Here is a 13,130-nt window from a genome sequence, read left to right as displayed (position 1 = left end):
TGATGAGTGAACTGATTCAACTGGAAAAACGCGGCCACATTGCGGTATTGACCATCGCCAATCCGCCGGCCAACACCTGGACGGCCGATTCCCTCGCCGCGCTGAAGGCGACCGTGGAAGAGCTCAACGACGACCGGAACATCTTCGCGCTGGTGGTGACTGGCCAGGGGGAAAAGTTCTTTTCCGCCGGTGCTGACCTGAAAACCTTCGCCGACGGCGACCGGGCTCGCGCCAACGACATGGCGCAACGATTCGGTGAAGCGTTCGCAGCGCTGACGGCGTTCCGTGGCGTATCGATTGCCGCCGTAAACGGTTATGCCATGGGTGGTGGCCTGGAATGTGCCATGGCCTGTGATATCCGGATTGCAGAAGAGCATGCCCAGATGGCCCTGCCGGAGGCCAGCGTTGGCCTGCTGCCCTGTGCCGGCGGCACCCAGAACCTGCCCTGGCTGGTGGGTGAGGGTTGGGCCAAACGCATGATTCTGTGTGGTGAGCGGGTAACCGCCGCCAAGGCCCTGGAAATCGGGTTGGTGGAAGAAGTGGTGCCCACCGGCAACGGCCTGGAAGCCGCCCTGAAACTGGCGGAAGGTGCCTGTAAGCAGAGCCCTTCGTCCATCGCCCGCTGCAAGCAGTTGGTGATGAGCGCCCGCGACGGTCGCAGCCATAGCGACGGCTGGCGCATGGAGCGTGAATTGTTCGTGGAGCTGTTCCATACCGAAGACCAGAAAGAAGGCGTGAATGCGTTTCTGGAGAAGCGCAAGCCCGACTGGAAAAACCGATAACCCGGATTCGCTATGAGTGATCAACCAATCGTATTTGAAGAATGGAAAACCGCTGATGGTGAGCTGATTGCCGTGGCACGGCTGAACACGCCGCGCAATCTCAACTCACTGTCGATGGATATGATCAGCCTGCTCAAGCCCCAGCTCAGCCGCTGGGCCGAGGATCCCAAGGTTCGGGCTGTCTGGCTGGAAGCCGAGGGTGACAAAGCCTTCTGCGCTGGCGGCGATATCGTCTCGCTGTACCGGGCCATGACCGAGCCGGGCAAGCTGGCGGAGGGCGAGCGCTTCTTTAACGAGGAATATGAGCTGGATTACCAGATCCACACCTACCCGAAGCCCATCGTTTGCTGGGGCAACGGCATTGTGATGGGTGGCGGTATTGGTCTGATGGTGGGTGCTTCTCACCGGGTGGTGACCGAACACTCGAAGCTCGCCATGCCGGAAGTCAGCATCGGCCTGTACCCGGATATCGGTGCCGGCTGGTTCCTGAACCGCATGCCCATGCGCACGGGCCTGTTTCTGGGACTGACCGGTGCCCGCATGAACGGCGCCGATGCATTGTTCGTGAACATGGCCGACCGGTTTATCTCCCATGGTCTGAAAGACCAGGTTGTGGATGCCCTGAAAGCGGCGGATTGGCAACGAGCGGAGGCGCAGGCGGTGGTGAGCGCAGTGCTGCGGCAGTTTGAACAGCAGAGCCGTGAGGCCTTACCCGCGTCTCCCGTGCGTGAGCATTTTGAGGACATCCAGCAGGCCACCGATGCGGATTCTCTGGAGCAGGTGGTGGCGCAACTGGACGAGCTGGGGGCTCGGGAAGATTGGCTCGGCAAATCGGTGAAGGGGCTGAAGGCCGCGTCTCCGACCTCCCTGGCCCTGATGTGGCAACACTACCACCGCAGCCGCCTGCACAGTCTGAAAGAGGTGCTCGACAACGAGTTGGTGATGTCCCACAACAGCCTGAAGAAAGGTGAATTTGCCGAGGGCATACGGGCATTGCTGATCGACAAGGATATGCAGCCCCGCTGGCGCTATGCCTCACTCAGTGAAGTGGACAGCGCCTGGGTTAACGGATTTTTCAGCCAGTAGTCTGCCTTTGTGCAGCGATGACCCGTACAACAACAAGGAGAAGCAACATGGCCAAGATTACCTTTATCGGCCTGGGCAACATGGGTGCGCCAATGGCGGCCAACCTGCTCAAGGCCGGCCACGACGTTACCGTGTTCGATTTGTCCAAGCCAGCAGTTGAGGCCCTGGTGGCTGAAGGTGCCCGCACGGCGGATTCCGGCAAAGCCGCCGCCGAGGGAGCGGAATGCGTGATCACCATGCTGCCGGCCGGCAAGCATGTGGAGGCGGTCTACCTGGGTGACGATGGCCTGCTGGCTGCATTGCCAGCAGGCACGCTGGTGATCGATTCTTCCACGATTGCCCCGGAAACGGCCCGCAACGTCGCCGAACAGGCGGCTGAGCGAAAGCTTGCGTTTATCGATGCCCCGGTATCCGGAGGTGTGGGTGGTGCCAAAGCCGGCACGCTCACCTTCATCTGTGGCGGCGACGCGAGTACCTTCGAGAAAGCCAAGCCGATTCTGGAAGGCATGGGTAAGAATATCTTCCACGCCGGCCCCCATGGTGCCGGGCAGGTGGCCAAGATCTGCAACAACATGCTTTTGGCGATCCTGATGGCCGGCACCAGCGAAGCCCTGGCCCTGGGTGCCAAAAATGGCCTGGACCCTGCCGTGCTCTCGGAGATCATGAAACAAAGCTCTGGCGGTAACTGGGCACTGAATGTCTATAACCCCTGGCCGGGGGTGATGGAGGGAGTGCCAGCCTCCCGCGATTATCAGGGCGGTTTCCTGGTGAACCTGATGGCGAAGGATCTTGGCCTGGCGTTCGACAACGCGGTGACCAACCAGGCGTCGATTCCGATGGGCTCCCTGGCCCGAAACCTGTTCCAGCTGCATGCCGGGCAGGGCAACGGAGAGCTGGATTTCTCCAGCATTCTGCGGCTGTACAAACCGGAGTAAGCAGGGGAGGGCGATGGCAGGTCGCCCTTTCTTTTTAGCCTAAAGTTTACCTTTACGTAAAGTGAAGGCTATGCTAAACCTGACTAAATCTTGTGCAACCAACAACGACAACAAATGGAGTGTACGATGAGCCTACCGCACTACAACGAGGTGTATGACAACTTTGATGCGGCCGCACTGGAAGCGGAAATCCTGGACGGGCGCCTGGACAGTGGCCTGAACGTCTGCCACGAAATCTGTGATAAATGGGCTTCCGACCCGCAAAAGGTTGCGCTGTTTTACGAGAAAGTGGGTGGTGGTGATGGCGTGCTTACCTTCGCAGAGCTGAAAGCAGCCTCGGCCCGCTTCGCCAACTATCTGAAATCCCTGGGTGTTGCCAAGGGCGACCGGGTAGCCGGCCTGCTGCCACGGGGCCCGGAACTGCTGATCGTGATTGCCGGCACCTTGCGCCTGGGTGCGGTTTACCAGCCGCTGTTTACCGCGTTTGGCTCCGGGGCCATTGAATACCGCCTGGAAAAAGCCGGCACCAAACTGGTGGTTACCGATCCGGACAATTATCCCAAGCTGAACGACGTGAACAACTGCCCGCCGGTGTTGTGCGTGAACGCCGCCGCCACGGGCGAGGATGTTGCAGACTTCCAGCAGGTGCTGGACCAGCAGTCAGACCAGTGTGAGCCGGTGATGATCACCGGGAACGATCCGTTCCTGCAGATGTTCACCTCCGGTACCGTCGGCAAAGCGAAAGGCGTGGCCGTACCCGCCAAAGCCCTGTTGGCGTTCTATGTGTACATGAAGTACGCCATTGAACTGCGCGACGACGATGTGTTCTGGAATGTGGCTGACCCCGGCTGGGCCTATGGTCTGTACTACGCCGTTACGGGCCCGCTGTTGATGGGCCACGCCACGCATTTCAACCCCAACCCGTTCACCCCCGAATCCACCTACGACATGATCCGCAAGTACAAGATCACCAACCTGGCGGCGGCGCCCACGGCGTATCGGCTGTTGAAGGCCAACGATCAGGTCTTGCCGGAAGGGGAGAATCTGGGGCTGCGGGTGTGCAGCAGTGCGGGTGAACCGCTGAACCCGGAAGTGGTGAACTGGATTGCCCGCCGGTACTTCTGCCCGGTCAAGGATCATTATGGCCAGACAGAAACCGGTATGACCTGCTGCAACTTCCATGGCCTGGAGCACACCATTCGCCAGGGCTCCATGGGGTACTCGTCGCCCGGGCATCGCGTGGTGGCGTTGAACGAGAAAAACGAAGAGGTGGGGGCCGGCGAGATTGGCCAGTTGGCGGTGGATATCAAAGCCTCGCCACTGTTCCATTTCGATGGCTACACCTGGGGTGAGAAAGACCCGTTCGTGAACGGCTACTACCTGACCGGTGACATGGTGATCTGCCATGGCGATGGCGGCTATTCTTTCAGTGGCCGGGACGATGACATCATCACCACCGCAGGCTACCGCGTAGGGCCTGCAGATGTCGAAAGTACCTTGCTGGAACACGCCGCTGTTGCCGAATCCGGTGTCGTGGCCAAGCCCGATGAAAAGCGCGGCTCGATCATCAAAGCCTATGTTGTGATCAAAGCTGGCCAGGAGCCGGTGGACGACCAGGCGCTCAAGGAGGAGTTGCAGGAACTGGTCCGCCGTCGTCTGTCCACCCACGCCTACCCCCGTGAGATCGAATTCGTGGATGAACTGCCGAAAACGCCCAGTGGCAAGATCCAGCGCTTCGTGCTGCGCAACCGGGCCCAGGATGAGGTGCCGGCATGAAAGTGACCTTCGAGGAGCTGAAAGACTTCCTCGAGGTTCAGTTCCCCCAGGGGGCCGCATACGGCTCCCTGGAGGCACTGGGTGACGGCTGGGCGGAAATGACCCTGGCCGTGGAGGATGATCACCTGCGCCCGGGCGGGACCGTATCCGGGCCTGCGATGATGGCGCTGGCGGATGTCACCATGTATGCAGCCTTGCTCAGCCGGATTGGCCTGGTGCCGTTGGCGGTGACGACGAACCTGAACATCAACTTCCTTCGCAAGCCGGTGGCGCATGCTCCGATACGGGCACGGGCGACCCTGTTGAAGGTGGGGCGCACCATGGGCGTGGGCGAGGTTTTCGTCTATTCCGATGGCATGGAAGACCCGGTGGCACACTCCACCATGACCTATTCCATACCGCCCGAGAAATATCAAAATTAGTTCTTGACGTTTACGTGCACGTAAATCTAATCTGTGTGCTAGTTGCGAAATACAACAATAACAAAAGGTGAAGTGGCTCATGAGTGAACAGTACGTTCTCGAGACCCGTAACCTGGTCAAGGAATTCAAGGGGTTTGTCGCCGTTAACGACGTCAACCTCCAGATCCGTCAGGGGGATATCCACGCCCTGATCGGCCCCAACGGTGCCGGCAAGACCACCGTATTCAACCTGTTGACCAAGTTCCTGATTCCCACCCGCGGGCAGATTCTGTACCGCGGCGAAGACATCACTCCCCTGAAATCCGCCGCCATTGCCCGTAAAGGCATTGTTCGCTCCTTCCAGATCTCTGCCGTGTTTCCCCACATGACCGCGCTGGAAAACATTCGCGTGGCCCTGCAAACCGCAGAGGGCTCCTCCTACAGCTTCTGGAAATCCGGCAACTCCCTGCACAAGCTCAACGAGCGCTGCATGGAGCTGTTGGAGTCTGTTGGCCTGGCCGAGTTCGCCAATACCACCACGGTAGAGCTGGCCTATGGCCGCAAACGGGCGCTGGAGCTGGCCACCACCCTGGCCATGGAGCCCCAGCTGTTGCTGCTGGACGAACCCACTCAGGGCATGGGCTCGGAAGACGTTGACCGCGTAGTGGAACTGGTGCGCAAGGCCGCCCAGGGTCGCACGGTACTGATGGTGGAGCACAACCTGAGCGTGGTCAGCAAACTGTGCGACCGCATCACCGTGCTCGCCCAGGGTGCAGTATTGACGGAAGGCGATTACCAGACGGTCTCCGCCGACCCGCGTGTGCGTGAGGTGTATATGGGCAGTGATGGCAGCGGCGAGCGGGGGTCACAGGTCGCCGCCAGCGAAAACGTGGAGGCGGCCCAATGAGCAAGAATCCGGACCGCGAATACGAGCAGCTGCGCATTTCCGGCCTGCACGCATTCTATGGCGAATCCCACATTCTGCACGGCATCGACATGGTGGTTCAGCGGGGCGAACTGGTCACACTGCTCGGCCGAAATGGCGCAGGGCGCAGCACCACGCTGAAAGCCATCATGAACATGGTGGGCCGGCGCACGGGTTCCATCATGATCAACGGCGAAGAAACCATGCAGTGCGCACCTCATCATATTGCCAGGTTGGGTGTCGGGTATTGCCCCGAGCATCGGGGCATTTTTTCCTCCCTCAGCGTGCAGGAAAACCTCACCCTGCCGCCGGTGGTGCGCAGCGGTGGCATGAGCCTGGAAGAAATCTACACCATGTTCCCCAACCTCTATGAACGCCGCTTCAGCCAGGGCACCAAGCTCTCTGGTGGCGAACAACAGATGCTGGCCATGGCCCGCATTCTGCGCACGGGCGCCAACATGCTGTTGCTGGATGAAATCACCGAAGGCCTGGCCCCGGTGATTGTGGAGAAACTGGGGGAAGTCCTGATAGCTCTGAAGAACAAGGGCCTGACCATTGTTCTGGTGGAGCAGAATTTCCACTTTGCCGCGCCGTTGGCCGACCGACATTACGTGGTGGAGCACGGCCAGATTGTGGAAGAAATCAGCGCCAACGAACTGAGTGCCAAACAGTCGGTGCTGGATGGCTATTTGGGGGTCTGACCCCGGATAGAACGAGAGTAATAAGAGCAACAACAACCCGAACCAACGCAAGACAGTAGCGGAGAAACAACAATGACAATGATGAAAAAGCTTCTGACCTCAGCCGTTGCATCAGCTCTGATGGCCAGTGGTGCCCAGGCGGCAATCTCGGACAACACCGTAAAAATTGGCTACCTGGCCGATATGTCCGGTACCTATCGAGACCTGGCCGGCCCCAATGGCCTGACCGCCCTGGAAATGGCGATCAAGGATTTTGGCGGCACCGTCAATGGTGCCAAGATTGAAGTGGTAAGTGCTGACGACCGCAACAGCCCGGATACCTCCTCCAGCACCGTTCGCCGCTGGGTGGAAAACGACAAGGTGGATCTGGTGGCCGGTATGGTGGCTTCCTCGGTGTCCATCGCCGTGAGCAAGATCCTGGAAGAGAACGACCGGCTGGGCATCATTTCCGGTTCGGCGGCTTCCAGCATCACTAACGAACACTGCACACCCAACCACATTCACTATGTGTACGACACCTATCCGCTGGCCAATGGTACGGCCAGCGCTGTGGTGAAGGAAGGCGGCAAGACCTGGTATCTGCTGACAGCAGACTACGCCTTCGGCCACGCCCTGGAAGCCGATGTTACCCGCGTGGTTGAGGCCAACGGCGGCGAGATTGTGGGCAGCGTGCGCCATCCGTTCCCGACCCAGGATTTCTCTTCGTTCATCCTCCAGGCCCAGGCCTCGGGAGCGAATGTGGTCGGCCTGGCGAATGCCGGTGCGGACACCACCAACGCCATCACCACCGCCAGTGAGTTCGGGGTAACCCAGGCGGGCCAGACACTGGCGGCGTTGCTGTTGTTCCTTACCGACGTCCATGCCCTTGGTGCGGAAACCGCGCAAGGCATCCAACTGACGACCGGCTGGTACTGGGACATGAACGACGAAACCCGCGAGTGGTCTGATCGCTTCATGAAAGAAACCGGCGTACGCCCGACCATGGTTCATGCCGGCATTTACTCCAGCACAATGCAATACCTGAATGCGGTGGCTGCCACCGGCTCGGATGATGCCCAGACCGTGCGCAAGCAGATGATGGATACACCCATCAACGACATGTTTGCCAAGAACGGCAAAATCCGGGTAGACGGCCGTATGGTGCATGACATGTACCTGGCGGAAGTGAAAACCCCGGCGGAGTCCAAGAATGAATGGGATCTGTACAAGATCCTGCGGACGATTCCGGCGGATGAAGCCTACCGCCCGCTCTCTGAGAGCAAGTGCAAGCTGGTGAACTAAGCAACGGGGAATTACCCGGTGCCCGGTCTCTAAGCGCGACCGGCGCCGGGTACCCGCCCGGACGAACACCCCAACAAAAACAACGTCTGCGCTGCTTGTGGAGTTAGCAACATGACCATGATTTTCGGCGTCCCCCTTGCTGTGCTGTCTGGCCAGCTGCTGATCGGGATTATCAACGGCGCCTTCTACGCCCTGTTAAGCCTTGGCCTCGCGGTTATCTTCGGTCTGCTGAAGATCATCAACTTCGCCCATGGCGCCATGTACATGCTCGGTGCCCTGGTCACCGTGGTTCTGTTTGACCTGCTGGGCGTCAATTACTGGGTCGCGCTCTTCGTCGCTCCCGTACTGGTTGGCGCTTTCGGTATGCTCATCGAATACTTCCTGCTCCGGCGCATTGCCGGCCAGGATCATATCTACAGCCTGCTGCTCACCTTCGGGGTGGCCCTGATCATCCAGGGCGTGCTCACCAATATCTACGGCGTGTCCGGGCTGCGCTATTCCATGCCGGACATGTTTAAAGGCGGCATCAACCTCGGCTTCATGTTCCTGCCGTACTACCGGGCCTGGGTGATCGTGGTGGCCCTGCTGGTGTGTTTCGGCACCTGGTTCATCATCGAGAAAACCAAACTGGGCTCCTACCTCCGGGCGGGGACAGAAGACTCACAGCTCATGCAGGGCTTCGGCATTAACGTACCCTTGCTGGTGAGCCTGACCTACGGCTTCGGCGTCATGCTGGCCGCCTTCGCCGGTGTGCTGGCCGCGCCCATTTACTCGGTGACCCCGGTGATGGGGTCCAACATTCTCATCGTGGTCTTTGCGGTGGTGGTGATCGGGGGCATGGGCTCCATTGGCGGGGCGATTATCACGGGCATCCTGATGGGCGTGATCGAAGGCCTCACCAAAACGTTTTACCCGCCGGCGTCTTCGGCCGTTATCTTCCTGGTGATGGTCCTGGTGCTGATGATTCGACCCACCGGCCTGTTCGGTAAGGAGGCATAATCATGAACCAGCCTGTTAACCCTGCCGATATCCACAAGGCCATTGTCGAGCAGCAAAAGATCCAGGACCGCAAGAAACTGATGGTGAACGGCGTGCTACTGCTGTTGCTGCTGGCCGCGCCCTTCGTGATGTACCCGGTTTTCCTGATGAAGATCCTGTGTTTTGCCTTGTTTGCGGTCGCCTTTAACCTGCTGTTCGGCTTTACCGGCCTGCTGTCCTTCGGCCATGCGGCCTTCCTGGCCACCGGAGGTTACACTACGGGCTACCTGCTCAGTCATTTCTCCGGCCTGACCACCGAGATGGGCATCATTGCCGGTACCGCCACGGCCACCTTATTGGGACTGGCCTTTGCGTTATTGTCGATCCGCCGGCAAGGCATCTACTTTGCCATGGTGACCCTGGCGCTGGCACAGCTGGTGTTCTTCTTCTTTGTGCAGTCGGAATTTACCGGCGGCGAAGACGGCATGCACGGCATCCCCCGGGGCGAGCTGTTTGGTCTGATTAACCTCGAAGACAACCTCAACATGTACTACTTCGTGCTGGTTGTGTTTATCGCCTGTTACCTGCTGGTGCAACGCATTGTCAGCAGCCCGTACGGGCAGATCCTGAAAGCCATCAAGCAGAACGAACCGCGGGCGGTCTCGCTGGGTTACAACGTGGATCGCTACAAGATCCTGGCCTTTGTGATTTCCGCCGCGCTGGCGGGCCTGGCCGGCTCCATGAAATCCGTGGTGTTCCAGCTGGCGTCTCTCAATGATGCCCACTGGCATATGTCGGGCGAGGTCATCCTGATGACCCTGGTTGGCGGCATGGGTACGCTGCTTGGGCCGGTGGTGGGCGCCACCTTTGTGGTAAACATTGAATACCAGCTGTCTCAGGGGCCGCTGCGCGACTGGGTAGACCCGATCCTCGGCGGCATCTTTGTGCTGACGGTACTGGCCTTCCGCAGCGGGATTGTGGGCGAGCTGCAGAAATTCATGCGCAAGAACCTGGGATGAGTTACGGGGGCGGCAGCCCCCAGTCCTGTTCGGCCAACGCCTGCGCGATAGCGCGGTAGCCCTTGTCGCTCGGGTGGTAGCCGTCCCGGGCGAGCAGGGCAGGGTCTGACACGGTGGAGTAACCCAGATACCGGAAATCTTCCGGGTTCCTTGTCGCAAGCACCTGATACACGCTGTCCAACTGCCGCGCCCGCCATCCCATAACCTGGCGCAGGGGTGCCGGCAACGCCGAGAATTTGTCCATGGGCGGCACGCTGAGCAACGTAATGGGCGCCTGATACCGGGCTGCCAGGGTTTCACGGAGCTGAATCAGTTGCCGGCGAAACCGGAACCGTGGAGTGAAACCGGTAGTGTCGTTTACTCCCATGCTCAGTAATACTGCATCTGCCGGTGGCAAGTCGGCGGAGCCCAGCGCATCAAGCAGCGCACCCAGCCGAACACCATTCACCCCAAAGGTAGACCAGCCAATACAGAGCCCGGTGCGTTGATGTAACTGCAACGCCAACTGGCTTGCCAGACCCTGGGCGTGGTTTTCAACCCCCACGCCCGCCGCAGTGGACTCGCCCAGTACCAGTAACCGGAAAACGGGCTCTCCCTCGCCGTACTGGCCTGCGCAATCCCCAGTGGCCTCTGGCAGCCGTGGCGTCACCCGCCGGGCGCGCTTGCCTTGATAGAGCAACACCGGAAACAGCAAAGCCGTAGTCAGCCAGAAAGGCGCGTGCATAAAGGAGTCTCTTTCAGCGAGGGTAAAGCCCAAGTATTGCAGGATTCCCCCATGCCAAACCAGCCAGAAACAACATAAAGCCCGGAGTTATACGAACGCGTTCGCAAAACTCCGGGAAGGTACCGGGAAATGTTGCTAACCTTCTGATAAGTTTGAAAAGGAATATCGGGGCGTGCGGAGTTATACGCCCCCAATCTGGAGCAGGGGTGGCTCGAACACGGGCGTATAACTCCGGCGGTAGCCGTGGTGGGTTCAGGTAATCTGCTGATTTTATTGGTGAAGCTGGGGTTTTTTAGGGCCGCGATTTTTGGAGTTATACGAATGTGTGTTATACGAACGGGTTCGTATAATTAGCTGTTGAACTAAACCGCTTCGCGGTAGCGGTGAGACTGAGAATTTCCTCAGAGTGAGGGTGGTTGGCGGATACTTTTGAATGGCCCAAGTGGGCCAGTCAAAAGAGGAGATGCCGCCATGACACCGTTACGTCAGGCTATGATCCAGGCCATGCGTCAGCATGGCTTTTCCCCGAAGACCCAGCAGAGTTACCTCTACGTCGTCACCGATTTGGCGCGGTATTACCGCCGATCCCCGGACCAGTTGGCCGTTGGGGATTTGCAGACCTACTTCAATCACCTCGTCCAGGAGCGTTCCCTAGCGCCGGCCAGCTGTCGGCTGTACTTGCACGGTATTCGATTCCTGTATCTGCAGGTGCTGCATTGGGCAGACTTTGATGTGAACCTGGTATTGCCCAAGCGACCACAGCGTATCCCCGAGTTACTGACTCGCCAGGAGGTTGCACTGATATTGGAGGCGATTCAGAACCCCAAGCATCGCGCACTATTATCCGTGACCTATGGCTGTGGCTTGCGCGTGAGTGAAGCGGTGACGTTGCAGGTAAAGAACATTGATGGAGAGCGTCGCCTGCTCCATGTCCAGAACGGAAAAGGAGGCAAGGATCGTATGGTGCCCCTGACGGGCATGCTACTCGACGTGTTACGGGCGTATTGGTGCCTTGGGCGCCCCACGCTCTGGTTGTTTCCAAGTGAAAGGCTCGTCGGTCAGCCTGTGACCGTTACCACGGCTCAGAGGGTTTACCGTCACGCCAAGCACCGCAGCGGCGTGAAGAAATATGGCGGTATCCATGGTCTACGCCACGCTTATGCGACCCATCAGTTGGAACAGGGTTTACCGCTCAACGAGTTACAGAAGTATTTGGGCCACAGTGAGCTGCGCACCACCGAGCGTTACCTGCACTGGTTGCCCGGCGTATCCTCCCAGAACCGTCCGCCCGCCGACTTGCTTGCGGGGCTGGGAAGGGCGTGATGGCCGGCTCTGTCACGGTCCAGTCAGCACTGAACCAGTTTCTCTCGACAGACTCCCTGGACAGCCATCGTCGCAAGGTGTGCCGCCGACTGATGGACTGCCGAACCGCCCGAATGGGCGGCATGGAGATGCGTTGCGATCACTGTAAAGCGCGAACGGTGCATTACTACGGTTGCCGTGACCGGCATTGCCCGCAATGTCAGGGACGGGCCAGTCAGCGGTGGTGTGAACGACAGCGCCGATCACTGCTACCGGTACCGTACTTCCATCTGGTGTTTACTGTGCCCCATGCCCTGAATGGGTGGGTTCAGGTGCACCCGGACGTGGTTTACCGTCGCCTGTTTGAGTCGGTGTGGGGCACGCTCAGCCAGTTTGGGTACCAAACCAAACACTTGCAGGGGGAGTTGGGCATGACCGCCGTCCTCCATACCTGGGGGCAGAACCTGAGTCGCCACGTTCACGTGCATTGCCTGATTCCGGGCGGTGCACTGACAGAGGCGGGAGAGTGGCATCGTGCCAAGCATCAGTATCTGTTCCCGGTCAGGGCGCTGTCCCGCCGCTTTCGTGGCCGAATGGTGTCGTCCTTGCGGCACTCGGTCAGGACCGGCGAACTTCACAGGCTCCAGGATCCGGATGCGATCGACGGCATACTCAACGAAGTCATGCAGAAGGAGTGGGTGGTTTACGCTCGCCATTGCCTGAATCAGGCGGAGACAGTGGTGGATTACCTGGCTCGCTACAGCCACCGCATTGCCATCAGCAACGCTCGTTTGGTGTCACAGGATGGCGACCGGATCCTACTCAGGTATAAGGATTACCGGGAAGACGGGCGCCAGAAGAGCCTGCAGATGGAAGGGGCGGAATTTATCCGGCGCTTCCTGATGCATATCCTACCCAAGGGATTCATGCGTATCCGCCACTTTGGCTATCTGAGTAACCGAACCCGCGGGCGAAAGCTGACTGTCATTCATCAGGCCCTTCAAAAGCCACCCGAGGCCGATGTTGACGTGGCGAATGGCTCAGAGTCTCAACGCAGTTGGCCGTGCCCTCGGTGCGAGGACGGCGTGGTTCATATGGTTCGGCAGATTCCCCGGTTTAACGTCAAGGGACTCGTGACGGGTTAGCCGCTGTTACTGGCGGCTTGTGGTGAGTTTTACAGTTCCGGAGGAGCTGGGCCCCAACTCGGGTTGTGACTGGAA

General features: G+C 59.2%; 13 protein-coding genes. 12 read left to right on the top strand and 1 reads right to left on the bottom strand.

Translation table 11 applies throughout. The annotated features are described in order from the left end of the window. The first annotated feature begins 2 nt into the window (after window positions 1-2). From ACAM27_RS14930 to ACAM27_RS14885, 10 genes are all read left to right on the top strand, one after another. Window positions 3-782, top strand: a complete 780-nt coding sequence (locus ACAM27_RS14930) for an enoyl-CoA hydratase (protein WP_153741622.1) — start codon at window positions 3-5, stop codon at window positions 780-782. A gap of 12 nt (window positions 783-794) precedes the next feature. Further along, entirely contained in the window at window positions 795-1,868 is a 1,074-nt protein-coding gene (locus tag ACAM27_RS14925) for an enoyl-CoA hydratase/isomerase family protein (protein WP_369612225.1), read from the top strand. Window positions 1,869-1,915: 47 nt separating this feature from the next. Continuing rightward, window positions 1,916-2,803 carry a 3-hydroxyisobutyrate dehydrogenase gene (mmsB, locus tag ACAM27_RS14920; RefSeq protein WP_023012162.1) on the top strand — a complete coding sequence of 296 codons (888 nt, stop codon included), beginning with the start codon at window positions 1,916-1,918 and terminating at the stop codon, window positions 2,801-2,803. Between the two features lie 126 nt (window positions 2,804-2,929). Next, entirely contained in the window at window positions 2,930-4,579 is a 1,650-nt protein-coding gene (locus ACAM27_RS14915) for an AMP-binding protein (protein WP_369612224.1), read from the top strand. Next, complete coding sequence (locus tag ACAM27_RS14910; RefSeq protein ID WP_022993499.1) at window positions 4,576-5,001, top strand: PaaI family thioesterase; 426 nt, start codon at window positions 4,576-4,578, stop codon at window positions 4,999-5,001. Before ACAM27_RS14915 ends, ACAM27_RS14910 begins: the two co-directional genes overlap by 4 nt. A 79-nt stretch (window positions 5,002-5,080) precedes the next feature. Then, window positions 5,081-5,887, top strand: coding sequence for an ABC transporter ATP-binding protein (locus tag ACAM27_RS14905; protein WP_369612223.1), 807 nt, complete (start codon window positions 5,081-5,083; stop codon window positions 5,885-5,887). Further along, on the top strand, window positions 5,884-6,606 hold the full coding sequence (locus tag ACAM27_RS14900; RefSeq protein ID WP_014420871.1) for an ABC transporter ATP-binding protein: 723 nt from the start codon (window positions 5,884-5,886) through the stop codon (window positions 6,604-6,606). The genes ACAM27_RS14905 and ACAM27_RS14900 overlap by 4 nt, the downstream gene beginning before the upstream one ends. Window positions 6,607-6,678: 72 nt before the next feature. Next, window positions 6,679-7,887 (top strand): ABC transporter substrate-binding protein, encoded by a 1,209-nt coding sequence (locus ACAM27_RS14895; protein ID WP_369612222.1) that lies wholly within the window; start codon window positions 6,679-6,681, stop codon window positions 7,885-7,887. Window positions 7,888-7,998: 111 nt separating this feature from the next. Next, a complete protein-coding gene (locus tag ACAM27_RS14890; protein WP_014420873.1) occupies window positions 7,999-8,886 on the top strand; it encodes a branched-chain amino acid ABC transporter permease in 888 nt (295 codons plus the stop codon). 2 nt (window positions 8,887-8,888) lie between these two features. Then, entirely contained in the window at window positions 8,889-9,884 is a 996-nt protein-coding gene (locus tag ACAM27_RS14885) for a branched-chain amino acid ABC transporter permease (protein WP_014420874.1), read from the top strand. Between the two features lies 1 nt (window position 9,885). On the opposite strand, the gene ACAM27_RS14880 is transcribed toward ACAM27_RS14885, so the two are convergent. Beyond that, a complete protein-coding gene (locus tag ACAM27_RS14880; RefSeq protein ID WP_369612221.1) occupies window positions 9,886-10,608 on the bottom strand; it encodes an SGNH/GDSL hydrolase family protein in 723 nt (240 codons plus the stop codon). 471 nt (window positions 10,609-11,079) lie between these two features. Between ACAM27_RS14880 and ACAM27_RS14875 the strand changes: the two genes are divergently transcribed. Beyond that, entirely contained in the window at window positions 11,080-11,931 is an 852-nt protein-coding gene (locus ACAM27_RS14875; RefSeq protein WP_369612220.1) for a tyrosine-type recombinase/integrase, read from the top strand. Further along, window positions 11,931-13,055, top strand: coding sequence for an IS91 family transposase (locus tag ACAM27_RS14870; RefSeq protein WP_369612219.1), 1,125 nt, complete (start codon window positions 11,931-11,933; stop codon window positions 13,053-13,055). Before ACAM27_RS14875 ends, ACAM27_RS14870 begins: the two co-directional genes overlap by 1 nt. Window positions 13,056-13,130 lie beyond the last annotated feature (75 nt).

The organism is Marinobacter sp. RI1 (assembly GCF_041155085.1).
GTDB lineage: Bacteria > Pseudomonadota > Gammaproteobacteria > Pseudomonadales > Oleiphilaceae > Marinobacter > Marinobacter nauticus.
Note: the sequence above shows the minus strand (reverse complement) of the source record. Positions and strands in the feature narration are given on the sequence as shown.